This is a genomic window from Roseburia sp. 499 (assembly GCF_001940225.2).
Classification (GTDB): domain Bacteria; phylum Bacillota; class Clostridia; order Lachnospirales; family Lachnospiraceae; genus Petralouisia.
Genome location: NZ_CP135164.1, coordinates 280,266 through 302,898 on the forward strand (window position 1 = coordinate 280,266; position 22,633 = coordinate 302,898).

Genomic DNA, 22,633 nt, shown 5'->3' on the forward strand with positions numbered 1-22,633 from the left:
AGAAGTTGTGGAATGCTGTCAGATGTGCTGGAATTTACATCGAATGCAACACATATGCAGCAGGTATGCAACAAAGATATTGATATGTATAGGACATTTTTCAGTAGAAATACTGGGGAATGTCCTTTTTGCATGTCATGAGCAAGATTGCTTTGCAATCTGCGAATGGCACCGATTGTTTTCTAAATTCTGTTAATTGCATCTACAAGCTCCTTTATATCAAAGTGGGTATATACTTTCTCAGTCAGTGTCATAGCACCTGAGTGCCCTACAATCTTTTTGATTATAGTCTGGTTAATACCGGCTTCTGCTAACATTGAGATACATGTGTGTCTGCAGCAATGCGGTGTACGATTAATACCTATCTGTTCCATCAATGGCTTGAAATAGCTATCGTAGTAGTTTCGGTATTCAAAATGTTTTCCATCTTCTGTATGAAGTAAATATTCACATTCAGGGCAGGATTCATACCAAGCCTTGTAATATGGCAGAACCTTGTCTGCTATTGGAACTTTTCTGATACCATTTTCTGTTTTACTACAGATAACATCAAAATACTGTTCATCAAGATGAACATTCTCTTTCTTCAAATCAAGCATTTCAGAGATACGGACTCCGCTATATAGGAGCATCAATACTATCTGATAATATTTATCTTCCTTTTGTTCCCAGATAATATCAATTTCATTTTTCTCAAACTTGTTTCTATCGTATTTGTTAGGGTTACGATCCTTGTATTGAACAATATCAACGAAGCTTGAATAATCTTTGTTGCAAATATCATTTTTCAAAGCATAATCAAATAGCTGGTTAAACAGGACTTTGATTTTCTTGAGAGTAGGAAAATTCTTACCGCAGGTATCAATAACAGTCTGTAAATCAACTAATTTAATATCCTTGAAAACTTTGTTGTAAAGGGGTTCACAGGATTTATAGGATGCTGTGTATCCTTTTACATTAGATTCTGATATAGTAGGAAACTTACGCTTTGACCATTCTTCATAGACATCTGAAAAAGTCATCTTAGCAGCCTTGGTATCAAATGGATTATTATTGTAATCAGCAAGCATTTGCAAGCCTTCAGCTCTGGTAGCTGCATATCCAATTGTAATCATATCCTGAACCTGTTTGTCTTTTTCCGCATCATAGTGCCAGCCTACAGTCTTTCTCACTTGATAAGGTTTTCTTCTTTTGCCGGAAAGTTTTACAACGCTTCCGTATCCGTTGGGTAACTTCATAAGCACCATCCTTTCGCTATTTACTAGAAAGCTGATAGCAAACGGATAAAATGATTGTTATTCGTGGGTTACCTTTGTCACACTTGGGCGGATAGTCTTCCATATTTCGTAATTATCCTGTGTCTGGCTGCCATTATCAAGTAATTCTTTCATAGCCTGCCAGTCTTTAAGAAACTGAACAAGATTCTTATTGGAAAAGAATATGCCGGGCTCTCTGTCTAAATCCTTGATAGAAATGTCAAATGCTTCATCAATAGCAAATAGTAATGGTAGTACATCACCATCAGCCTCGATATCAAATTCCATCAATGAATTAACATTGACACCAAGTGCATCTGCAATCTTTCTAAGCTGTTCAGGCTTAGGAAGATTCTTTCCAAGCTCATACTTACGGATAGCGACTTCATGTATTCCGCAAGCTTCGCCTAGTTCTTTCTGGGTTAAACCACGAAAGGTTCGTATTAATTTAATCTTTTTACCTGTATTCATTGCTTCAACCTCCTGTGATTGTAAATGTAACACACCAATATTTAATAGTCAACATTAAATTTTAAACTATTGACAGAGCAAACAAAGGTCTGTATAATGCAAAACATAACAGAGCAAGAAATGCTCTATATAAAAGAGGAGGTGGTAGAGATGCCAGAAGTTATCTATCAGGGTGATTTACCAGCTTTTACAGGGAGAAATGTACCAATAAAAGAGATTGCAAGTGCAATAGGGAAGGACGCACAGTATGTAAGGCTGGGAATACAACAAGGATTACTCAAATTTGGAACGGCAATAAAGGTAGGGAGCTCAAATGAGTTCAGCTATTATTGTCCGGATAAAAAAGTTTGGGAAGAAACAGGATATTTTAACAAAGAAGCAGTATAGCAAGGAGGATGAATATGGTTGAAAAACAGAATGTTGAACTGAAACTTATCCATATGGAGGATGTGGTTTCAAAAGAGGTGGAATGGCTATGGTATCCATATATACCATACGGAAAGATAACAATAATTGAAGGAGATCCGGGAGAAGGAAAGACAACTTTGGTTCTCAAGTTAGCGGCAGCTCTTAGCAGGGGCTTGCCGCTCCCATGTGATGATGATAAAGAATATGAACCTATTCATATCATTTACCAGACCGCAGAAGATGGAATTGAAGATACGATTAAGCCCAGATTAGAAAAGGCAGGAGCAGATTGTTCCATGATTCGGGTTATTGATGAGACAGATAAGGAATTATCAATGACAGATGATAGGCTGGAGCAGGCAATAATCGATACTGGGGCAAGGTTAATCATTCTTGATCCGATTCAGGCATATATCGGAGCTACAGTTGATATGCACAGAGCAAATGAAATAAGACCGGTGCTAAAGCATCTTGGAATAATAGCAGAAAAGCATAATTGTGCAATTATTCTTATTGGTCATATGAATAAGGCATCCGGCAGCAAATCAACATACAGAGGACTTGGTTCTATTGATATACAGGCAACTGCCAGAAGTGTTCTGTTGGTGGCAAGGCTCCGTGATAAACCGAATATCAGGATAATGGCACATGATAAATCTTCATTAGCTCCAGCAGGGGATGCAATAGGATTTGAAATGACAGAGGATAATGGAATGGTATGTATAGGACCATACGATATCACTATAGATGAGTTGTTATCCGGTAATGAAGGAAGAGGAAAAAAGAAGCTCGACATTGCGGAGAATTTTATCAAAGAATACTTTGGTGCCAATAAAGTGATTCCTTCAAATGAAATAATGATGGAAGCTGCAAAAAGGAGCATTAAGAGAAACACGCTTCTATCGGCAAAGAAAAAGCTGGGAATAACATCAGATAAAGAAAAGGCAGAAGATGGAACAATTTACTGGACTTGGGTAATGCCGGAGTAAAGAGTTTAATAATCTGGATGTTTGGAAAAGCAGATTCTAAATTCTAGGAAAGAGTTTAGAGTCTGCAATCATAAAAAATACAGATTATTAAACTCTTGGTAATAGTAAGGATAATATATAAAACCCTCGGAGAGCCCACTGCAATTTTGGCTTGCCAAAACTGCTAGGGGGTTATCATCTGTGGCAGAGCCAAGATGATAACTGCACTGCTCCGATAGATTTAACAGATAAAAAGGTAGTACAGATAAGGAGATGCAAATGGGAAATATTTCATATACAGCTCATGTGAGCAATAAGAAAAGTGCCATTACATCGAAATCTAAGCTTGCAGCTGTTGCAAAGCATAACCTGAGAAAATATAAATCATCAGATTATAGCAAAGACAACATTTGCATCATATATGGTACATCAAAACTGATTGATGATGTGAAAACAGTATATCATAAAGAATTCGATGAGGCATTAGAAGAATATAATAAAAAGCAGACACGACAAGATAGGAAAATTGAAGATTATTTTGAACATGTGGCAGGTAAGGAACAGGATATGGCAGTTGAAATAATCATTCAGATAGGCGACAGAGAGTTCTGGAAGCAATTTGATGATATGAAGTCATATATGAAATTATCATATCAGATAATACTGGACGAGCTTAGAAAGAGGCTACCACAGTTTGTAGTTGCAAATGCTGTGGTTCATCTTGATGAGGATAGTCCGCATATGCACATTGTGGGAGTTCCTGTGGCAGATGGATATAAGAAAGGTCTTTGCAAGCAGGTGTCAAAAAGAAAGGTATTCACTAAAGATGTGTTATCGGGAGTGCTGCAGGATGAACTTCGAGAGGTGGCAAATAAAGAAGTCGAGGACTGGTTTGGGGAACAGATAAAAGAAAAGTCGAAAGGTCGAAATCACGATTTATCAGTTGCGGAGTATAAGGTGGCTCAGGAGACAAAGCATTTGACACAATTACAAAAGCAGGTGGAAGAGTCGGATATGGCAGTTAAGGCAAATAAAGCCGTTGAAAAAGAATATACGGATAAAAAAGAAAAACTGGAGACTGATATTTCATATCTGGAAAGTATGTGGCGGATTACTAAGTCGCTATCAGAAATGGATAGTAGAGAATCAAAACAGATATCAATGGAACTTGACGAAAAGAGGGAAAAACTTCAATCGATAAATGAAGAGCTGGCAAATGCTATTGAAAAAGCAGAAGATGCAGCGAAATTGCTTGATAGAATCAAGAATTTTGTATCGTCATTCAGATTATTTGCACCTACGATAGAAGAATATGCTAATCAGGTAGAAGCAGATAAGACAATAGAGGCAGGAAACTCATTCCGTGGAATATTGGATGAGCTGGGCAAACTGCTTGAGACATTCAAAGAACTGATAAAAGAAGGCTTATGCTGGTTTCCAAGGCTGATGAGATGGAAAACTTCTAAAGGAGAAGTGGCTCCGGTGTTTTTAGAGAAAAGTGATGGTTATTCATATTTGGTGTATGGATATATGAATGTGGAGACTAAGGAATATTATTCTAAAGAGAGTATTCAATGGGAGATTACAGCAGGTAATCGTACTGGTACTGTTGAACAGATGGACGCTAATGTTGAAGCAATGGTGAGAGATTTGCAGGAGATATTGAGGATTGGGGAGGAACAGAAGAGATTGTGGGAGGTGTATGAGGGGAGATAAATTAAACAATAGTAGAACTTGTGTTCGATTTATAATGATGCTATAATATAAAAAAGTCAAACACAAGTTCCGTTGCTATTAGTTGTTATATCGAATATAATATAATGTAAAAAAGGTAGAATATATGATAGCAAGTAAAAATATAATGAAATATTTCAAATGGAATGAAACAAAGCTCGTATTTGTGAAATAGACTAGACATAGTACTTATAGTTGGTAAAATTTTGGCAACACTGAATCGCACAGAAAAATCAAGAAATAATAGAAATATAAGGAGATATGACATGTTTGAAAAACTTATAAAAAAGATAAAAGAATTTTCTACGAAAGATTTTAAGGAAGCGACCGAAGAAATAAGGAAATATATTGATAAAATATCAGAGAAAGATTTCAAAGAAATCGTAAAGCAGATAGGAACTATACCTGAAAATATAGAACATGATTCGACAGAAGAAAAATTATATTCAAAGGCTTCAGATATAGTTTTAGCAAGATGTTTTAGAATGTTAGGATTGGCATCAAGAGCATTGGATGAAAGAGCAGATAGTGCTGATATATTAGCAGAAAGCATTTCAGGATATAAATATAGTTTGGTTGCAGATGCAAAATGTTTTAGACTGAGTAGAACGGCAAAAAATCAGAAAGATTTTAAAGTTAGTAATTTGAGTGATTGGCGGGGATCTGAGAATGAGTACGCTGTTTTAGTAGCACCGTACTTTCAATATCCACAATCTACTAGTCAAATATATTCAAAAGCTCTTGAAAATAATGTGTGTTTGTTGGCGTGGGAACACATATCAATTTTACTAGAAGAAAATGTCAAAGAGACAGAATCATTATCTTTAGAATCTTTATGGAATGCTTCTCAAATGATAGCAAGGGATAAATCATTAAGTTTTGCGAATGCTAAATGTTGTTTTTTGCCTAAAATGGATGTTTATGTCGCAAAGAAAATTGGATTGTCGGAATCAAAATATAGAAGTATGTTAAATGATTATAAAAGATTAATTATGTATAGAGGAAAAACAGAAATAGCTTACTGGACAGGTTGTATAGAAGAAATAAAGAAATATACCAAAGAAAAAGCAATAGAAGAATTGATTAAAGCAAAGAAATTACAGGAAAAAATAAATGTCATTACACAGTATATTGATAAATTAAATAGGTAGGTGAAATATTAATGAGTAGAATTGAATTAGGTGATTCAATACAATTAATAAAGAGTGTAGACACAGAATCAGTACATTTGATTTTATCTGATATTCCATATGGGATAAATTATGATAAGTGGGATGTTTTACATAACAACACAAATAGTGCGCTGTTAGGAAAAAGTCCAGCACAAGAAAAATGTGGAAGTATTTTTAAGACTAGAGGTAAACCATTGAATGGCTGGGCTCAATCAGATAAAAATATTCCAGTTGAATATTATCAATGGTGTTCATCGTGGGCAGAAGATTGGTTAAGAGTATTGAAGCCAGGTGCAAGTTGTTTTATATTTGCAGGACGAAGGATGGCACATAGGTGTATTTGTGCAATGGAAGATGCTGGTTTTATTTTTAAAGATATGATTGCATGGGAAAAGGATTCAGCAGCATATAGAGCACAGAGAGTTAGCTGTGTTTTTGATAGAAGAAATGATGAACAGAATAGTTTGGCGTGGGAGGGATGGAAGATAGGAAATCTGAGACCACTATTTGAACCAATACTTTGGTTTATGAAACCTTATCCACAAGGAACTACTTTGACAGATAATATAACAAAATATGAAGTTGGTGCATTTAATGAAAATAAATTAAAAGAGTTAACTACCTTGAATGAGGGACTTGAAATATGCTCGAATATTCTAAAGGTAAAGACTCAAAAAACTGATAGAGGATTACATCCAACGCAAAAAGCAGTGGAATTAATGGAAATACTAATTTCGTTAGTAACTAAAGAAGGACAGACTGTGTTAGATCCTTTTTGTGGGTGTGGAACGACATTAGTTGCTGCAAAAAAATTAAATAGAGAATATATCGGATTTGAGATAAATGAAGAATATTATAACAATATATTGCTAAGGATGGATGATAATGAATAAAGTACAATTTGGTTTTTCTGAGCCATTAAATGAAGGCGATACTGAAAATACTACATTAGGATGTAGACACACAAATCCAGACATTTGTGGAAGTAATAGTATACCAGGATTATGTGCCTTCGAATCTGAAGACGGTATATGTAGAAAACCATCGCGTGCTTGGAAAAAAAGGTATAATCAATTAATGAATAGCAATGGGAAAGCAGAGGCGTAATGTTACCCAAAAGTAAAATTATTTTTGGAAAAGGAGATAAATTATGCAGTTATCTGATTTCATAAGACAATTTCGCAATCATCCAGTATTATTTGTAGGAACTGGGATGAGTTTAAGATATTTGGAAAATTCATATTCTTGGGATGATTTGCTGAAAAAGATTTGTTTTGAATTAAAAGGTAATAATGAGTATTATTATGATATAAAATCAAATCATTGTTATGATGGAAAATATAAATATGATGAAATTGCTTCTGATATCGAAAAAGAATTTAATTCCACTTTAGTTTCAGATAGAAATGGAAAGTTTAAAGAGATAAATGATTTATTTTACAGTAATATGGAAAAAGGAATTAATATAAGTAGGTTTAAATTATATATTGCACAAATATTTGAATCATTAAAATATAAAAGTAGTCCAGAACTTACTGAATTAAAGAAGGCAAAAAAGAATCTAAGTTCTATTATCACGACTAATTATGATTGTATGTTGGAAGATATTTTTGGATTTAAACCTTTGGTTGGAAATGATATTTTGCTTAGTAATCCATATGGGGCGTTATATAAAATACATGGAAGTGTAGATGAACCAGACAAAATTATAATTACACATGAAGATTATGAAAAATTTAATCAGAAATATGAATTAATAAGAGCACAGTTATTATCATTATTTATTCATAACCCCATTATATTTATTGGTTACAACATTGGTGATGACAATATAAAACAAATATTGAAGACTATCTTTACATATGTTGATCCATCATCAGATGCTGCTGAAAAAGTTAGGTCACAGTTTTTATTGGTAGAGTATGCAAAAGACTCTGATAATGTTGAAGTTACAGAACATAATATAGATGTTGAAGGTTTTTCAACTATAGTGGTTCAGTTGTCAAGACAAAAATCTAAGACTTTTATAATGAACTGATATCCATGGTTAGAGGAAGATGGCTTCTCCTCAGTGACAGTCTCCAATTAAGCAGCATTCTTAGCAGCGTCATATAGCATAGCCGGATAGTATACAGATGCTGGAGGAACATTACCGATTGCAGAATGGCAACGCTCAAAGTTGTACTTATGAATATAAGCAGCGATAGCCTGACGTGCTTCTTTGATATTTTTCCATTCGGTAAGATATGCTTCTTCGTACTTGAATGTACGGAACCAGCGTTCAATCATGATGTTATCAGCCCAACGGCTTTTTCCATCCATGCTTTGCTTGATTTTGTTTGTTTTAAGAAAATCCTTGTATTTTTGACTGGTAAATTGGCATCCTTGATCTGAGTTAAGGATTTCTGGTTTTGCAACTTTAAATGCTTTTTCACATGCTTCTATGCAGGCACGTGTATCCAAAGTGTCATCCAGTTCCCAGCCTACGATACAACGGCTATGCCAATCTATAATGGCTGTTAAATACAAGAAACCATGCTTCATTGGAATATATGTAATGTCAATTGACCATGCCTGGTTAGGGCGGTCTATGATGGCATTTCTAAGTAAATATGGAACAACCTGTGCCTGTTTCAAGCGTTTTGAAAGATTTGGCTTTGGATATACTGGGTTAATACCCATTTCATCCATGTATCTACGTGCTTTGCGTCTGCCAACTTTATATCCATGTTGTTTAAGCTGGGAAGATATCTGTCTGGCACCCCATGTTGGATTATCCGTGTGAAGCCGATCTATGATTCGTTTACATTCAAATTCTTCATCAGAAATAGGCGTTCCTTTGTAATAAATACTTGTCCTGTTAATGCTGGCAAGCATCGCAACAACAGAAACCGGAAGATTGCTTTCCTTATTCTTCGAATGGTTTTTTACTAAATTTACTCTCGTAGTCAGGTCCAAGCAATTCTTCAGATTTTTTTTTGAGCCAATCCACCTGCATGGTGAGTTGACCGACCTTTTTTGCATATTCAGCTTTTTCCTTACGCTCTGATGCAAGCTTTTCCTTGATATTTTCTTCTCTTTTGTCATCAAAAACAACAGAAGCATTGTCCAGAAATTCTTTCTTCCAGTTACGGAGTAAGTTTGGCTGAATATCATTTTCGGTAGCTATTGTATTTATATCTTTTTCACCTTTAAGCACTTCCAATACGAGTTTTGCTTTGAACTGAGCTGTAAAATTTCTTCTTGTACGAGACATAATTTTTCCTTCTTTCTGATTGATAATAAGAGTATATCAAATTCATTAAGATTTGTCTCAGGAAGTGTCTTAAATTATGATACCATTATAAACAATAAGAATTAATCGAATAAAAACAGATAATTATGCTGCAATATATAGAGAATTATCGGGCTTACAGCTACCAGTATCAGCAATGGATATAAGGAAGGTTCAAAATGTAGTAAAAGAAATATATGCAGGAGGAACAATTAAAGTAAGAATTACTAATGATTTAGATGAACTAGATAATAGTGATAAGGTTCTTGTAATAGGTTCACAAAAATCAATAACCTATTCATATCAAACTGCTCCAGAAATGATGAAGAATTACTTCGATATAATAGAAGAGGAAAATAATCAGGTTTTGGAGTTGGTTGATAAAATTATGATTCAATCTTCGCAGTATTTTCCTATATATGGTTTTTCATTAATTGATCCGAAAATTAAAAGAAGTGAAAAGTTAAAAAAACAGCAGAAGGAGAAGCTGAAAGTAATTTATGATTCGGTTAAGGATAGATATAAAGTGACAGAAAATTCACTTGTAGATATTTTGCAAAATGATAATTATGCAATGACTTATAAAAACGAAGTCATTGCATATGCGTTAATGGAGAAAAAAATAATGCCAGAGGAAGTTGAACCTTATTTGAAAGAAATGAGCAATTTAAGCGGAAATACTACCGATTATAGAAGATTATTATGTGCATATGATTATGTAAAATATTCTGATTACGATAGAAAAGATGCTAGTGATTAATTCCCGATTGTATAATATATATATATATTTAGGCTTTTACTGACACCAATCCTCATCCATAGCATCAGCCCAAGCTTGCAACTCGCAATCAAGAGCAAGTGCAGCATACATAAGCGGATTATCAATTGCAAGGTTATCAATAAGCCTTTGAGAGTTAGGTGTAGTATGCAGATTCTTTTCAGCTTCAGCACAGGATAAGAATAGAAGTGTATTATCAGCAAAAGCAATATCAATTCCGTTCTTGTATTGGTTGTAGTAAGCAAAATATATTTTCATAGTAGTAGTCCTTTCTTTGTTAAAGTAATGAGTAGTTTTGGGAATGTGTGGGTAGTCAACCGCATACAACACATATGCAACAATTCCAACCACAAATCCCATATTGATGGGCTTTTCAAAATATCAAAACGTTACCAAAGAGATAATCAATTTCACAATTCAGAACGTCTCAGGACGTTTCAGAAATGCTTATTACATCCCAGGATTCTGTTCTGGGATGTTTTTGTATAAAAAAATAAAGAAGTATGATATACTTTATATAAGTAAGTCAAAAATGATTATTTGGAGGTGAAACAATATGCCGGAAATATCATTATTTTATGGAATACGAGTTACTATGTATTATGATGATTATAATCCACCGCATTTTCATGCAGAGTATAATGGGAATAAAGCAATTATTGAAATTGATACAGCCAGATGCATTAAAGGTGCTTTGCCATCAAGACAATTAAAGTTGATTTTAGCGTGGTGTGTTCTACATCAAGATGAGTTGATGCAGAATTGGGAATTATCAAAAGATGGAAAACCGTTAAATAGAATTAATCCACTTGTATAGGGAGGCGATGTTTATGTTTCCAAAGGTAGTTCAAGTAATACCAATGAAAGACTATTCAGTATTTGTGTACTTTGAGGATGGGAAAATAGTATGTTATGATATGAAAAAAATGTTAGATAAAGAAGTTTTCAAACCGTTGAAAGACATTTCAGTATTTGTTGATGCATGTACGGTTATGAATGATACGTTAGCTTGGGATATAAGTGGAAATAGAGATGCTGGTCGATGCATTGATATTGATCCTGATACGTTGTATGAATTGCCTTACTGCAAGGAACAAATAGCTTAGATGTAAACTTATACACTTTGGATATGTTTTCGAGACAAGTTTTTGTTATGTAATAAGTAGTTGGAACGTAAGAACAGAGATAAGGCTTATGAGGTCATAAAGCAGCAGGAACGCAACCGATAAAGTGATTGCATAATCTGTGAAATTTGATATAATTAACAGCAATGTTTTAAATATTGGAGGACGAAGAAATGTACGATTGTGGATTTACAAAAGGGAATAATTGGTTTAGATATCGAACAGGTGCTTTTATTATTAAGGATAATAAAATTCTTTTTGTAAAAAGTAAAATTGGTGGATACTATTATGTGCTTGGTGGTGGTGTGCATTTAGGTGAAACATCTGAGAAATGTATTGAACGAGAAGTTTTTGAAGAAACGGGAATAAAGGCACAAGTAGAGCGTCTTGCGGTTGTATGTGAAAATTTCTTTAAAGGAATTGGAGGTACGATAGACGGTTTAGATTGTCATACAATGGAATTCTATTACATTATGAAAATGCAAGAAGATAATGTAAATACGGGAGATGGTATGACTGATGACGGCGAGGTATTAGTATGGTTGCCTATTGAAGAAATTCCGAACAATGAAATAAAACCATCATTTATAAAGGATTATATAGATGAAATTATTACTGGAGAAAATGTATTACATATCATATGGGAAAAAGATAGATAGAGCCGTTTATTGCAAAAAGATACTGGACATTGTGCCAGTGTCTTTTTTTAAATCCCGAAAATACCGAAATATTTAGATGAAATATTATATAAATCCCACTTTGCAAAGTGTGGCTACGGAGTTATAATATTTATATAAACCTTAATCCGTGAAACTTGTTAACCCAGTTTATGGCTTGTTCTTGATAAATACAAGGCGTAACACGGTTCTATTTCCAGTTTCTGTTTTCCACCAATTGGTGAAGAAAAAATATAATAAATATGTACATTTCCTATGATTTCAGCGCCTCATATAGTAAAATATAAGTATCAATATACGAGGTGGATGCTTATGAAAAAACTTGTAATCGAATTCTCCAATGAAAGATTAATTACTCCCAGTGGATTATCTCTTGTGGGACAGATGCTTGGCAAAAGCAATTTCATTAAAAAAGTGTAATAACATGAAAGTTGATGGCAAACGATCCCAGAGTCAAATCAAAAATGGAGATATTCTTCTTTCTTACATCGGACTTCTTTGTCAGGGCAAGACTTCACATGACGCCATTAATGAGATGTCTGATGATCCTGAGTATTACAAGCTCGCTCTTGGCATCACAAGAGCGATTCCGTCTGCTGAGACATTACGTCAGCGCATGGATGAAATAGGGTCTTCGTTGAGAGAAGAAATTCTAAATGCAAATGTTGCCATGTTTAATACCTTCCATGTTCAGCCTTCGGCATTAGAGTCCGGGTTAGTTCCTTTGGATCTTCATGGAAAGATGTAACGTATACAGATTCCGAAGGAGAATCCAAAACCATTACCATGCGTATTGTATATGAGGTGATTGAACGCACAACTGATAAAAACGGGCAGTTCCTTCTGATTCCCGATATCGAGTGCAATACCATATGGACCAATCTTGGATGGAGCGATGATGATATCATAAAAGGTTATCATGCTCACGGAGAATGTGAACAATTCCACAGTGAAATCAAGACGGATATGGATGTTGAAAGACTTCCATCAGGAAAATTTGATACAAATGAGCTGGTCCTTGAATTAACTGTGCTTGCATATAATATTTTGCGACTAATAGGTCAGGAGTCGCTGAAAAGCAAGCGGGCGCCTAAAAAAAACATCCTGTCAAAAGAAGACGTATCAGAACCGTTATCGGGAATCTGATTCAAATCGCCGGACATGTAACAACTCATGGGCGACGGATTGCCTTGGCAATTGGTTGCAGTAATGTATGGCGTCATGCATTTATGGATGTATATAATCGTTTTGCTTTGGCCTAAAAACATAAATCAGAAATAGGCTTGTTAGGGTGTGCAATTTTTGCGTTTATAATCTGAAAACGAAAATAAAATACGCAACAAACTGGAATTAAGTATTTAGATTCGTTGTAAAGTAATGCACAAATGCTAAAGCAATGGGAAAAGATGCTCAATATGTTCGTATTGGAATACAACAAGGAATTCTGAAGTTTGGAACAGCGATGAAAATCGGTGCTTCGAGAGAATTCAGCTATTATTGCCCAGATAAGAAAGTATGGGAAGAAACCGGATATTTTAATAACGATGTATGAAAATTCTTTTGACATGTTTTGTTAATGATAACAGTAAAATGGTTAGTATGCAATAAAATAATTTGAAGGAAACAAATAAATGAAATTGGCAGATAGGTTTTGAAATAAGGCTATCAAAACGTTAACAAAGACCTTAATCCGTGAAACTTGATAACCTTATTTCGGGCGTATACCCGATAAATACTGGGTGTAACACGGTTTCATTTCTAGTTTTTGTTTTCACCCAATGGGTGAAGATAAAAACATATGACTTTCTCATATTTCCTCTGTGTTTTTAGCACCTCATATAGTAAAATATAAGTATCAATATATGAGGTGGATATTTATGAAAAAACTCGTAATCGAATTTTCCAATGAAAGACTAATTACTCCCAGCGGATTATCTCTTGTGGGACAGATGCTTGGCAAAAGCAGCTTCATTAAAAAGTGCAATAACATGAAGGTTGATGGCAAACGTTCCCAGAGCCAAATCAAAAACGGAGATATTCTTCTTTCTTATATCGGACTTCTTTGTCAGGGCAAGACTTCTTATGATGCTATCAATGAGATGTCTGATGATCCTGAGTATTACAAGCTTGCTCTTGGTATCACAAGGGCGATTCCATCTGCTGAGACCTTACGTCAGCGTATGGATGATATAGGGTCTTCATTGAGGGAAGAAATCCTAAATGCAAATGTTGCCATGTTTCATACCTTCCATGTTCAGCCTTCCGCATTAGAATCCGGGTTAGTTCCTTTGGATCTTGACGTCACTCCTATGGATAATTCAAAAACACATAAGGAAGGAGTTGCACACACATACAAAGGATTTGATGGTTATGCACCAATGATGGCATACATTGGCACAGAAGGCTTTCTTGCAAATACGGAGCTACGGGAAGGAAGTCAGCATTGCCAGTGCAATACACCCGCATTTTTAAAGCAGACACTTCGGCTTGGACATCAACTGACAGACAAGCAACTGTTGGTTCGTATGGACGCAGGGAATGATGCTGCTGAAAACTTAGGCATTCTAATCGAAGACGGTTCCTGGTTTATTGTAAAAAGAAATCTTCGAAGAGGTGAATCCAAAGAAGATTGGATTGCCAAAGTAAAGGAATGCTGTAAGGACATCCGTAATCCTCGTGATGGAAAAACTGTTTACATAGGTTCTTCGTGGAAAGATGTAGCGTATACAGATTCCGAAGGAGAATCAAAAACCATTACCATGCGCATTGTATATGAGGTGATTGAACGAACAACCGATAAAAACGGACAGTTCCTTCTGGTTCCGGATATCGAGTGCAATACGATATGGACCAATCTCGGCTGGAGCGATGATGATATCATAAATGGCTATCATGCTCACGGCGAATGCGAACAGTTTCACAGTGAAATCAAGACGGATATGGATGTTGAAAGACTTCCATCCGGCAAATTTGATACAAATGAGCTGGTCCTTGAATTAACTGTGCTTGCGTATAATATTTTGCGATTAATAGGTCAGGAGTCGTTAAAAAGCAGGCGAGCTCCTAAAACAAAACACCCTGTTAAAAGAAGACGTATCAGAACCGTGATAGGGAATCTGATTCAAATCGCCGGACATGTAACAACTCATGGACGACGGATTGTCTTGGCAATTGGTTGCAGTAATGTATGGCGTCATGCATTTATGGATGTTTATAAGCGTTTTGCTCTGGCCTAAGAATACAAAACAGAAAAAGGCTTGTTAAGGTGCGTCATTTTTGCACCTTATAAGCTGCAAATAGATATAAATCTCGCAACAAACAGGAATTGTGTACTAAAATTCGGTGTAAAGCAATGAATAACATTGATTCTGGGCAGTTCCTGTAAAAAAACAACTAAGTTTCACGGATTCAGGAAAGAGATAATCAATTTCACAATCCAAAGCGTCTCAGGACGTTTCAGAACAGTATATTACACTCCAGGACATTTGTCTTGGGGTGTTTTTTGTGAGAACTGTGGTAAAATGTATTTGTATGAAATAATTGAATATTTGTATATTTGGATAGTAATCATAATATAGATAGTACATCTACATGAAAGGAGCATAGTTATGACAACCATAAGTACAAAGAGTGGAAAAGTGATAAAATTTGTATCTAGTGAAGAAGAGAAAACTACGCTTACAGTATCTGATAGTGAAATGGATGCTCGTGCTACAGAGGCTGTTAAAGCAGCTATAAACAAATCAAAAATATGTAAAAAGCCAGTAGCGGGATATGACAAAGAAAAAAGAGTGGCATATATCGAATATGCAAATGGTGAAAGAAAATATGCAAAGTAAAAAGCCAATGATTCCTGTGTTAGCTGGTCCGAATGGTTCGGGTAAAAGAACAATTACAACGTTTTTTGACAAAGTTGGTAAATACACGAATGCGGATGATATTGTTGCAGCAACTGGAATGGATAACATGGAAGCAGCCATATTAGTAGATAAAATGAGATATGAGTCTATTGATAAAAAAGAAGATTTTACTTTTGAAACGGTATTATCATCTCAGTACAAATTAAACATATTAAGAAAGGCAAAGGAAGAAGGCTATTTTATTAAGTGTGTATTTGTATTAACTATTGACCCTAAAATCAATATCACTAGAATAGAATCACGAGTGGCATCGGGCGGTCATAGTGTTGAAAGTTCAAAAGTGATTGAAAGATTTTACAAATCAATCAATAATATTAAAGAACTGCTCGAAATATGTGATATTATGCATGTTTATGATAATACAGAAACGCCTAAAAGAATTATTCGTAAGCATAAAGATGATATATCGATTTATCCAAATGAGTATTGGGGAGAAAAGGATATATTAGAACTATTTTAATAGTTAGTGGTAGCGATAGGAAGTTGTGGGCGGTCCTCAACATAAAACACATATGCAACACCACCAACCCCAAATCCCTTATTTCAGGGCTTTTCTAGCTCTCAAAACATTAACAAAGAGATAATCAATTTTACAATCCAGAACGTCTCAGGACGTTTCAGAAATGCTTATTACATCCCAGGACTTCGTTCTGGGATGTTTTTGTATAAAAAAATAAAAAAGTATGATATACTTTATATAAGCAAGTCAAAATGATTATTTGGAGGTGAAACAGCTTGCCAGAAATATCATTATTTTATGGAATTCGAGTTACTATGTATTATGATGATTATAATCCACCTCATTTCCATGCAGAGTACAATGGAAATAAAGCAATTATTGAAATTGATACGGCTCGATGCATTAAGGGTGCTTTGCCATCAAGACAACTAAAGTTGATTTTAGCGTGGTGTGTTCTGCATCAAGATGAGTTGATGCAGAATTGGGAATTATCTAAAGATGGAAAACCGTTAAATAGAATTAATCCACTTGTATAGGAGGTGACGTTTATGTTTCCGAAAGTGGTTCAAGTAATACCAATGAAAGACTATTCAGTATTTGTGTACTTTGAAGATGGAAAAATAGTATGTTATGATATGAAAAACATGTTAGATAAAGAAGTTTTCAAACCATTGAAAGACATTTCTGTATTTGTTGATGCATGTACGGTTATGAATGATACGTTAGCATGGGATATAAGTGGAAATAGAGATGCTAGTCGATGCATTGATATTGATCCTGATACGTTGTATGAATTGCCTTATTGCAAGGAACGAATAGCTTAGATGTAAACTTATACACTATGCTTTTTAAACAAGTGTATTACGCTCCAGGACAATTTGTTCTGGAGTGTTTTTTCGATTGATAACTGTGGTAAAATCAATTTTAATAAAAATATTTATATGGAGAGAAGGATTAATTATGATAGCACCAAGAAAGATAAAACATATAGCAGAGAAAATGGAAAGAGAAAATTTGGAGTTTCGTACATTTTTGAAATGCAATGCAGATGAAAAAATATTAGATGAGCAATTTGCGAGATTACACAAGGAATTATTTGCAGACTATGATTGCAGTAGATGCAGAAATTGTTGTAAGAGCTATTACGGAAGTATTCCTTTAGCTGATATAAAGAAAGATGCATCGCATTTGAATATGTCTTCAGATGAATTTATTGAATTATATCTTTCTGAAAAAGATAGCGAAGGCAATTTTAAAACAAAAAATAAACCATGTGATTTTTTGCAAGAGGACGGAAGCTGCGGATTAGGTGACTGCAAACCAGATAATTGTAAAAAATATCCATATACAAACCAGCCAGAACGTTTACATAGTTTATATAGTATGTTGGAGGCTGTTGAGGTTTGTCCGGTTGCATTTGAAATATTTGAAAGATTAAAGATAGAATATGGATTCAAAAAATAAGGATAATATGAACTGGTATACATTATTTAGATATTGCGGATTCATGGAAAATAATGGATGAAAACAGCATTAATCAGTAGTGGAAAGATGTTATGAGGCGTGGTGGGCATCCCTACGCATATAACACGTATGCAACACCACCAACCACAAAAATATGAAAACCAGAGATAGGAGAAAAAGATGGAACATATCGTAATACTGGCACATTTTATTTGTGTAACAATTGGTGCAGTTCTATTATGGGAATTGTTAAGAGGTATAGAGAAAATAAATAAGAATTTATTTGTTATTGGTATTGCGTGTTCAGACGTGTTCTTTGCATTAGATACCTTTTGTATATATGTCAGATATTGGTGGAAAGATTTTCCATATGCTGAAATCACAAATTTAACGTGTGTTATATTGTTTGTTATATCAGTGGCATTTATTATGTTGCATGTTAGTGTGGGAATCAAGGAAAAGACGCTGAATCTTGATTGTAAATATATTACACTTTCAATATTTATAATAATATGCTTTGTGCTTCAATGGATATCTATATATGTAAGTACTTTGAGAAAAATACCATGGGCTTGCATTGGATACATATTTTTCTGTATTGTTGAAATAGTGTATATAAGAAAAAGAAGTAGTACAAGTTTAGATGGATGTATAAATAATGATGAAAACAAAAGTGGAAGTGATGACAATATACTTATGTATGATGGATTGACTAAGCGGGAACAGGAGATAGCAGAGTGCATTTGTCAGGGGCTTAGTAATAAAGAAATCGCAGAGAAACTTGTAATATCTCAAAATACAGTGAGAAATCATATATATAATCTGTACAGAAAAACGGAAGTGAAGAACAAGGTTGAATTCGTAAATAAGATGAGAAAATAGCGTATTTAAAGGGTACTAGTACATGTGTACTAGTATCTTTTTGTATAAAAAAATTGCATGAATTGTGGAAAATGAGACATGTATACTATTTTATTTTCGATTGATTCTCTATATAATCCGACTAGAAGTTTGAATAAAGTCACAAGGTAAAAGGAGAAATAGTTATGATTTATTTGAGATTGTTTTCACAGGATAGAATCAGTCTGGTTATGACGAGTTGTATGCTGGTTTGTTTTTTGGGAATTTTGATTGCATTACATTTTTGTAAAAAGAAAAAAGAATTTATATCAAAAAAGTGGAAATGGATTTGTTGTATTCCATTTGCAATGAGTTTACTGCATTTGTTTTTCTTGGGATTTAAGGGGAAGATAGTGATGTCGCTGGTATATTACGGGGGAATCTATATTGTATCAGCATTGATTATGCTATTACCTTATATTGTAAATATGAAATACAAAGTAGTTGTAGAAATCATATCAGTAGTTGTAGTAATTATATTGAGTTTATACACTGTAGCATATCCGGCTATTACAAACAGTGATACAAGAAATTTTTCACATTTAAGCTATGAAGAATCATTTGAAGCGATGATTGGTAATATAAAGAAATATGATTCTGTAAGTAAGTGGAAAGAGACAGATTTTGATAAATTAAGAGAAGAAATACTGCCAAAAATCAGAAAAGCCGAAGAACATGAAAGCCCTGCAGCGTTTTATGCTGCACTTTGTGAATTTACATATTATCTATATGATGGACATTCATGGGTAAAAACTGGAAGTGAACAGATTGCTAAAGAAGCTGAAGAAATTATGGCAGGAAATGACTATGGCTTTTCTATGGTGAGATTGGATACGGGTGAAACTATTGCAGTGTGTGTAGAAAAAAATAGTGTAGCTGAAAAAGCGGGAATACATTTTGGGACTGTAATAAAATCATGGAATGGTAAGGAAATAGATAAGGCAATTGAGGAAACGAAGTGCATTTACACAAAAGAGTATGGTCGCTGGCCGGTGGAAGAGAATGAGGAGATGTATAAACCTGTTTTTCTGGCAGGAAAAGGGGAAGAAACTGTGGAGGTAGAGTTTATTGACGAGACAGGAGGTAGACAGAGTTTGACACTTTCTAAAATAGGAAATTATCGTGAAAGACTTGAAAAAGTTGCGGGAATAATACAGGGAAAGAGTGTACTTGAAGAAAAAGAAAATTTTTATACAGAAATGCTTAATGATACCGTTGGATATATAAGAATTTTAGAAGAAGAAACAACATTGTTCGAAGATATTCCAGCATATATATCAGGACATAATGAATATGCGAAAGAACTATTGGCAAATAAGATTGATGAACTAAAGGCAAAGGGTATGGAGAGTCTTATTATTGATGTAAGAAATAATACTGGTGGATATACTTCGATGGTCAGAGATTGGGCCGGAATGTTTACAAAAGAAGCATTTTTTGTTGATAATATGGCATATTGTGAAGGGGATGAAACGGAAATTGTTAAGGAGGAATGGGTAGACGCAGATGGCAGATATGCAGATATACCTACAGTTGTACTGACAAATAGCAGATGTGTCAGTGCAGGTGATTATCTGGTTTATTGCTTTGGAAAATGTGAAAATGTAAGGGTGGCTGGAATGACGACAAGTTGTGGCTCCTCACAGCCGGTAGGTGGTAATTGTGTAATGACGGATTGTATTGGAGAGGTAAGATTTCCTGTTAACTGGATGCTGGAAGAAAATGGGGATTATTTTATTGATTCAAAAGCAGATAGAATATCAAGACTTCCAAATGATGTAGATATAAGTTTTGATTACGAGGCGGCAAAGAAGATGTTTGAAGATGGTGTGGATTATGAATTGATGAAATTGATGGACTTCTAAATATAGACTTGTTGGATTTTCTGCTTAATGATACAATAATATAAATTTTTATTTTGGGAGGAGAACAATGTTTCAGGAACTAAAGAAGAAATCAGATTTAAGGAGTTACTATGTCAGCAAATAGGAAAATCGTAATTATTGGAGCGGGGCATGTTGGTTCTCACTGTGCATATGCCTTGGCGATTCAGGGAATTTGTGAAGAAATTGTATTATTAGATATTGATGAAGTCAAAGCAGAAAGTCATGCTATGGACATTGCAGACAGTGTATGTTTTCTTGGAAGTTCTGTAATAGTACGAACAGGGGATTATCAGGATTGCAAAGATGCAGATATTATCGTGATTAGTGCCGGAGTACCGCGGTTGCCGGGACAGACCAGATTAGATACATTAGGTGCGTCCCTAGAGTGCATGAAGGAGATAGTTACTCATTTGGAAAAAATAGAAATTCCGGGAATTATTATCACTATCTCTAATCCGGCAGATATTATTGCAGATTATATTCGCAAAGAAACCGGCCTTCCAAGAAACAGAGTATTCAGCACAGGAACATCTCTCGATACAGCGAGAATGAGAAGAACAGTTGGTGACTTGTGCAAGGTTGACCCGCATAGTGTCGTTGGATTTGTAATGGGAGAGCACGGAGATTCTTCCATGATACCATTCTCACATCTTACTATATTTGGTAAGGGTTACAAAGAACTAAAACAAGAAGATTCGATACGGTATGGAAATCTTTCAGAGGAAAAGATTTTAGAGAGAACTCATTTGCGCGGAATGGACATTATCAACGGAAAAGGTTCCACAGAATTTGGAATTGGATATGTGCTGGCAGACATGGCAAAGGCAGTATTGATGAATGAGCACAGAGTACTTCCGGCATCCGTACTTCTGGAAGGAGAATATGGGCAAACGGCAGTCCATGCAGGAGTGCCGTGTGTGATAGGCAGAAATGGAATTGAACAGATTATTGAACTGAAGCTGACAGAAGAAGAGCAGAGACAGTTTGATGCTTCTTGTGATATTATTCGAAAATACATGCCATGATTTTTTGTGAAAGGAAAAAAGTGTAATGAGAAAATATTTTTGGCAGAAAGATAATGTGTCACTGGTAACATATACGGAAAAATATAAAGATTTTATAGATAACGAGCCGGATGAGGAAGATATTTGCCTGATGATTCTTAACGAAAATGAGGAATGTGTTGGACATATTGTGCTTAATTGGTTGGATGAGCGCGGCGGATCCACAGGGATTTATGTTGAGGTTGACGAAAAATATCGACGTCATGGATATGGAACTTCAGCAATGGAGATTATGTTGGAGTATGCATTTAACGAAAGAAGATTACATAAGGTGCAGGGGGCATCAAAATCTAACGAGGAGGGAATCGGGCAGTTTTTATATCAGCTTGGATTTTCTTATGAAGCAACCCGTTCTAATATGTTCGTAGTTGATGGTAAGAAGGTAGATGAGTATTATTATGGAATGACGGAAGCGGAATATCGTGATTCAGAAAGGGAAAAGAAACATCATACTATTGCACCGGCAGATTTTATGATTCCGGTTAGTAGTTGTTTTGGAATGCCGGAGGATGGTAGAAAATATGAGTTTACCTATGTAGATTATGAGCGAGATAATGACTGCTATTATTGTAATGGACTGAAATTTCGTGGAACAACAATGGAAGATTGTCTTACTAATAATGAGATTATTTATGATAGCAGAATTTGCAGATTGTTTGATGATGATGTGAAAATGCCCGGACTTACAGACGTAGTTGATGAATTTGCAGTAAATCATTTAAACTATAAAATGGAAGATGATAGATTGGAATTTGCCATTGAAGAGGATGGACAGTATATGGGATGCGTGAGTTTGTGCGGAATTAATAAGGAACATGAAAGAGTATCCGCAAGCATTTATTTGCGACCGGAATGCAGAGGTAAGGGAATTGGTCCAAGAGCATTACAATTTGCTATGTCATATGCTGCTAAGGAACTTGGATGTACCACCTTTTTTACCTGTGTATCAGCGGGAAATGAAGCTTCGGCAAGAATGATGTATAAAGTAGGTCTTCATTTGACAGGGATACAAAGAGAAGCAGCGTTTGTTGGTGGAAAATATGTAGACACTTATTTTTTTGAAAAATAGAAATTATC

General features: G+C 34.9%; 27 protein-coding genes and 1 pseudogene. 23 read left to right on the forward strand and 5 right to left on the reverse strand.

The window, feature by feature from the left end; translation table 11 throughout:
* Positions 1–182: 182 nt before the first annotated feature.
* Complete coding sequence (locus BIV20_RS01530) at positions 183–1,238, reverse strand: tyrosine-type recombinase/integrase (protein WP_075721445.1); 1,056 nt, start codon at positions 1,236–1,238, stop codon at positions 183–185.
* A gap of 57 nt (positions 1,239–1,295) precedes the next feature.
* Positions 1,296–1,727, reverse strand: coding sequence for a helix-turn-helix domain-containing protein (locus BIV20_RS01535; RefSeq protein WP_075721444.1), 432 nt, complete (start codon positions 1,725–1,727; stop codon positions 1,296–1,298).
* Between the two features lie 150 nt (positions 1,728–1,877).
* Between BIV20_RS01535 and BIV20_RS01540 the strand changes: the two genes are divergently transcribed.
* From BIV20_RS01540 to BIV20_RS01570, 7 genes are all read left to right on the forward strand, one after another.
* Positions 1,878–2,114, forward strand: a complete 237-nt coding sequence (locus BIV20_RS01540) for a hypothetical protein (RefSeq protein ID WP_014078576.1) — start codon at positions 1,878–1,880, stop codon at positions 2,112–2,114.
* A 14-nt stretch (positions 2,115–2,128) separates the two neighbouring features.
* Positions 2,129–3,124, forward strand: coding sequence for an AAA family ATPase (locus BIV20_RS01545; RefSeq protein WP_075721443.1), 996 nt, complete (start codon positions 2,129–2,131; stop codon positions 3,122–3,124).
* A gap of 258 nt (positions 3,125–3,382) precedes the next feature.
* Positions 3,383–4,819, forward strand: coding sequence for a plasmid recombination protein (locus tag BIV20_RS01550; protein ID WP_075721442.1), 1,437 nt, complete (start codon positions 3,383–3,385; stop codon positions 4,817–4,819).
* Positions 4,820–5,103: 284 nt separating this feature from the next.
* Positions 5,104–5,988, forward strand: a complete 885-nt coding sequence (locus BIV20_RS01555; RefSeq protein WP_075721441.1) for a HindIII family type II restriction endonuclease — start codon at positions 5,104–5,106, stop codon at positions 5,986–5,988.
* 11 nt (positions 5,989–5,999) lie between these two features.
* Positions 6,000–6,902, forward strand: a complete 903-nt coding sequence (locus BIV20_RS01560) for a DNA-methyltransferase (protein ID WP_075721440.1) — start codon at positions 6,000–6,002, stop codon at positions 6,900–6,902.
* A complete protein-coding gene (locus tag BIV20_RS01565; protein ID WP_075721439.1) occupies positions 6,895–7,116 on the forward strand; it encodes a hypothetical protein in 222 nt (73 codons plus the stop codon). The genes BIV20_RS01560 and BIV20_RS01565 overlap by 8 nt, the downstream gene beginning before the upstream one ends.
* Before the next feature lie 43 nt (positions 7,117–7,159).
* Entirely contained in the window at positions 7,160–8,047 is an 888-nt protein-coding gene (locus tag BIV20_RS01570; protein WP_075721438.1) for an SIR2 family protein, read from the forward strand.
* A 47-nt stretch (positions 8,048–8,094) separates the two neighbouring features.
* On the opposite strand, the gene BIV20_RS01575 is transcribed toward BIV20_RS01570, so the two are convergent.
* Together BIV20_RS01575 and BIV20_RS01580 are read right to left on the reverse strand one after the other, a co-directional pair.
* A complete protein-coding gene (locus BIV20_RS01575; RefSeq protein WP_075721300.1) occupies positions 8,095–8,967 on the reverse strand; it encodes an IS3 family transposase in 873 nt (290 codons plus the stop codon).
* Positions 8,918–9,265, reverse strand: coding sequence for a transposase (locus tag BIV20_RS01580; RefSeq protein ID WP_075721299.1), 348 nt, complete (start codon positions 9,263–9,265; stop codon positions 8,918–8,920). Before BIV20_RS01580 ends, BIV20_RS01575 begins: the two co-directional genes overlap by 50 nt.
* 175 nt (positions 9,266–9,440) lie before the next feature.
* Between BIV20_RS01580 and BIV20_RS01585 the strand changes: the two genes are divergently transcribed.
* Positions 9,441–10,043, forward strand: coding sequence for a hypothetical protein (locus tag BIV20_RS01585; RefSeq protein WP_075721437.1), 603 nt, complete (start codon positions 9,441–9,443; stop codon positions 10,041–10,043).
* 36 nt (positions 10,044–10,079) lie between these two features.
* On the opposite strand, the gene BIV20_RS01590 is transcribed toward BIV20_RS01585, so the two are convergent.
* On the reverse strand, positions 10,080–10,421 hold the full coding sequence (locus BIV20_RS01590; RefSeq protein ID WP_242939857.1) for a DUF6061 family protein: 342 nt from the start codon (positions 10,419–10,421) through the stop codon (positions 10,080–10,082).
* 196 nt (positions 10,422–10,617) lie between these two features.
* Here BIV20_RS01590 and BIV20_RS01595 point away from each other — a divergent pair, with 196 nt between their 5' ends.
* The 15 genes and pseudogenes from BIV20_RS01595 (at position 10,618) to BIV20_RS01665 (ending at position 22,625) form a co-directional block, all read left to right on the forward strand.
* Positions 10,618–10,878, forward strand: a complete 261-nt coding sequence (locus BIV20_RS01595; RefSeq protein WP_075721432.1) for a DUF4160 domain-containing protein — start codon at positions 10,618–10,620, stop codon at positions 10,876–10,878.
* 13 nt (positions 10,879–10,891) lie between these two features.
* Complete coding sequence (locus tag BIV20_RS01600) at positions 10,892–11,167, forward strand: DUF2442 domain-containing protein (protein ID WP_075721436.1); 276 nt, start codon at positions 10,892–10,894, stop codon at positions 11,165–11,167.
* Between the two features lie 191 nt (positions 11,168–11,358).
* The gene (locus tag BIV20_RS01605; protein WP_075721435.1) at positions 11,359–11,844 is read left to right on the forward strand and encodes an NUDIX domain-containing protein; all 486 of its coding nucleotides are present in this window, start codon (positions 11,359–11,361) and stop codon (positions 11,842–11,844) included.
* 273 nt (positions 11,845–12,117) lie between these two features.
* Positions 12,118–13,124: pseudogene (locus tag BIV20_RS01610) on the forward strand (transposase).
* A 134-nt stretch (positions 13,125–13,258) separates the two neighbouring features.
* Positions 13,259–13,414 carry a hypothetical protein gene (locus BIV20_RS01615; protein WP_192848889.1) on the forward strand — a complete coding sequence of 52 codons (156 nt, stop codon included), beginning with the start codon at positions 13,259–13,261 and terminating at the stop codon, positions 13,412–13,414.
* A 310-nt stretch (positions 13,415–13,724) separates the two neighbouring features.
* The gene (locus BIV20_RS01620; RefSeq protein ID WP_242939811.1) at positions 13,725–15,098 is read left to right on the forward strand and encodes an IS1380 family transposase; all 1,374 of its coding nucleotides are present in this window, start codon (positions 13,725–13,727) and stop codon (positions 15,096–15,098) included.
* A gap of 372 nt (positions 15,099–15,470) precedes the next feature.
* Positions 15,471–15,701, forward strand: a complete 231-nt coding sequence (locus tag BIV20_RS01625) for a hypothetical protein (protein WP_075721434.1) — start codon at positions 15,471–15,473, stop codon at positions 15,699–15,701.
* Positions 15,637–16,242 (forward strand): zeta toxin family protein, encoded by a 606-nt coding sequence (locus tag BIV20_RS01630; protein ID WP_242939856.1) that lies wholly within the window; start codon positions 15,637–15,639, stop codon positions 16,240–16,242. The genes BIV20_RS01625 and BIV20_RS01630 overlap by 65 nt, the downstream gene beginning before the upstream one ends.
* 275 nt (positions 16,243–16,517) lie before the next feature.
* Entirely contained in the window at positions 16,518–16,778 is a 261-nt protein-coding gene (locus BIV20_RS01635) for a DUF4160 domain-containing protein (protein WP_075721432.1), read from the forward strand.
* Between the two features lie 12 nt (positions 16,779–16,790).
* Positions 16,791–17,066, forward strand: coding sequence for a DUF2442 domain-containing protein (locus BIV20_RS01640; RefSeq protein ID WP_075721431.1), 276 nt, complete (start codon positions 16,791–16,793; stop codon positions 17,064–17,066).
* A 136-nt stretch (positions 17,067–17,202) separates the two neighbouring features.
* Positions 17,203–17,706 (forward strand): YkgJ family cysteine cluster protein, encoded by a 504-nt coding sequence (locus BIV20_RS01645; protein ID WP_075721430.1) that lies wholly within the window; start codon positions 17,203–17,205, stop codon positions 17,704–17,706.
* 180 nt (positions 17,707–17,886) lie between these two features.
* On the forward strand, positions 17,887–18,588 hold the full coding sequence (locus tag BIV20_RS01650; protein ID WP_075721429.1) for a helix-turn-helix domain-containing protein: 702 nt from the start codon (positions 17,887–17,889) through the stop codon (positions 18,586–18,588).
* Between the two features lie 164 nt (positions 18,589–18,752).
* A complete protein-coding gene (locus tag BIV20_RS01655) occupies positions 18,753–20,471 on the forward strand; it encodes a S41 family peptidase (RefSeq protein WP_075721428.1) in 1,719 nt (572 codons plus the stop codon).
* 110 nt (positions 20,472–20,581) lie between these two features.
* The gene (locus BIV20_RS01660; RefSeq protein WP_075721427.1) at positions 20,582–21,517 is read left to right on the forward strand and encodes an L-lactate dehydrogenase; all 936 of its coding nucleotides are present in this window, start codon (positions 20,582–20,584) and stop codon (positions 21,515–21,517) included.
* A gap of 25 nt (positions 21,518–21,542) precedes the next feature.
* Entirely contained in the window at positions 21,543–22,625 is a 1,083-nt protein-coding gene (locus BIV20_RS01665; protein WP_075721426.1) for a GNAT family N-acetyltransferase, read from the forward strand.
* Positions 22,626–22,633: the final 8 nt, after the last annotated feature.

What these genes read in the sequence shown, in the direction of transcription:
- BIV20_RS01570 (WP_075721438.1), top strand. Translation starts at nt 7,160, where the DNA reads ATGCAGTTATCTGATTTCATAAGACAATTTCGCAATCATCCAGTATTA.
- BIV20_RS01550 (WP_075721442.1), top strand. Translation starts at nt 3,383, where the DNA reads ATGGGAAATATTTCATATACAGCTCATGTGAGCAATAAGAAAAGTGCC.
- BIV20_RS01605 (WP_075721435.1), top strand. Translation starts at nt 11,359, where the DNA reads ATGTACGATTGTGGATTTACAAAAGGGAATAATTGGTTTAGATATCGA.
- BIV20_RS01625 (WP_075721434.1), top strand. Translation starts at nt 15,471, where the DNA reads ATGACAACCATAAGTACAAAGAGTGGAAAAGTGATAAAATTTGTATCT.
- BIV20_RS01595 (WP_075721432.1), top strand. Translation starts at nt 10,618, where the DNA reads ATGCCGGAAATATCATTATTTTATGGAATACGAGTTACTATGTATTAT.
- BIV20_RS01540 (WP_014078576.1), top strand. Translation starts at nt 1,878, where the DNA reads ATGCCAGAAGTTATCTATCAGGGTGATTTACCAGCTTTTACAGGGAGA.
- BIV20_RS01565 (WP_075721439.1), top strand. Translation starts at nt 6,895, where the DNA reads ATGAATAAAGTACAATTTGGTTTTTCTGAGCCATTAAATGAAGGCGAT.
- BIV20_RS01600 (WP_075721436.1), top strand. Translation starts at nt 10,892, where the DNA reads ATGTTTCCAAAGGTAGTTCAAGTAATACCAATGAAAGACTATTCAGTA.
- BIV20_RS01655 (WP_075721428.1), top strand. Translation starts at nt 18,753, where the DNA reads ATGATTTATTTGAGATTGTTTTCACAGGATAGAATCAGTCTGGTTATG.
- BIV20_RS01585 (WP_075721437.1), top strand. Translation starts at nt 9,441, where the DNA reads ATGGATATAAGGAAGGTTCAAAATGTAGTAAAAGAAATATATGCAGGA.
- BIV20_RS01535 (WP_075721444.1), bottom strand. Translation starts at nt 1,727, where the DNA reads ATGAATACAGGTAAAAAGATTAAATTAATACGAACCTTTCGTGGTTTA.
- BIV20_RS01650 (WP_075721429.1), top strand. Translation starts at nt 17,887, where the DNA reads ATGGAACATATCGTAATACTGGCACATTTTATTTGTGTAACAATTGGT.
- BIV20_RS01660 (WP_075721427.1), top strand. Translation starts at nt 20,582, where the DNA reads ATGTCAGCAAATAGGAAAATCGTAATTATTGGAGCGGGGCATGTTGGT.
- BIV20_RS01580 (WP_075721299.1), bottom strand. Translation starts at nt 9,265, where the DNA reads ATGTCTCGTACAAGAAGAAATTTTACAGCTCAGTTCAAAGCAAAACTC.
- BIV20_RS01545 (WP_075721443.1), top strand. Translation starts at nt 2,129, where the DNA reads ATGGTTGAAAAACAGAATGTTGAACTGAAACTTATCCATATGGAGGAT.
- BIV20_RS01620 (WP_242939811.1), top strand. Translation starts at nt 13,725, where the DNA reads ATGAGGTGGATATTTATGAAAAAACTCGTAATCGAATTTTCCAATGAA.
- BIV20_RS01590 (WP_242939857.1), bottom strand. Translation starts at nt 10,421, where the DNA reads ATGGGATTTGTGGTTGGAATTGTTGCATATGTGTTGTATGCGGTTGAC.
- BIV20_RS01555 (WP_075721441.1), top strand. Translation starts at nt 5,104, where the DNA reads ATGTTTGAAAAACTTATAAAAAAGATAAAAGAATTTTCTACGAAAGAT.
- BIV20_RS01560 (WP_075721440.1), top strand. Translation starts at nt 6,000, where the DNA reads ATGAGTAGAATTGAATTAGGTGATTCAATACAATTAATAAAGAGTGTA.
- BIV20_RS01615 (WP_192848889.1), top strand. Translation starts at nt 13,259, where the DNA reads ATGGGAAAAGATGCTCAATATGTTCGTATTGGAATACAACAAGGAATT.
- BIV20_RS01630 (WP_242939856.1), top strand. Translation starts at nt 15,637, where the DNA reads ATGACAAAGAAAAAAGAGTGGCATATATCGAATATGCAAATGGTGAAA.
- BIV20_RS01645 (WP_075721430.1), top strand. Translation starts at nt 17,203, where the DNA reads ATGATAGCACCAAGAAAGATAAAACATATAGCAGAGAAAATGGAAAGA.
- BIV20_RS01640 (WP_075721431.1), top strand. Translation starts at nt 16,791, where the DNA reads ATGTTTCCGAAAGTGGTTCAAGTAATACCAATGAAAGACTATTCAGTA.
- BIV20_RS01530 (WP_075721445.1), bottom strand. Translation starts at nt 1,238, where the DNA reads ATGAAGTTACCCAACGGATACGGAAGCGTTGTAAAACTTTCCGGCAAA.
- BIV20_RS01665 (WP_075721426.1), top strand. Translation starts at nt 21,543, where the DNA reads ATGAGAAAATATTTTTGGCAGAAAGATAATGTGTCACTGGTAACATAT.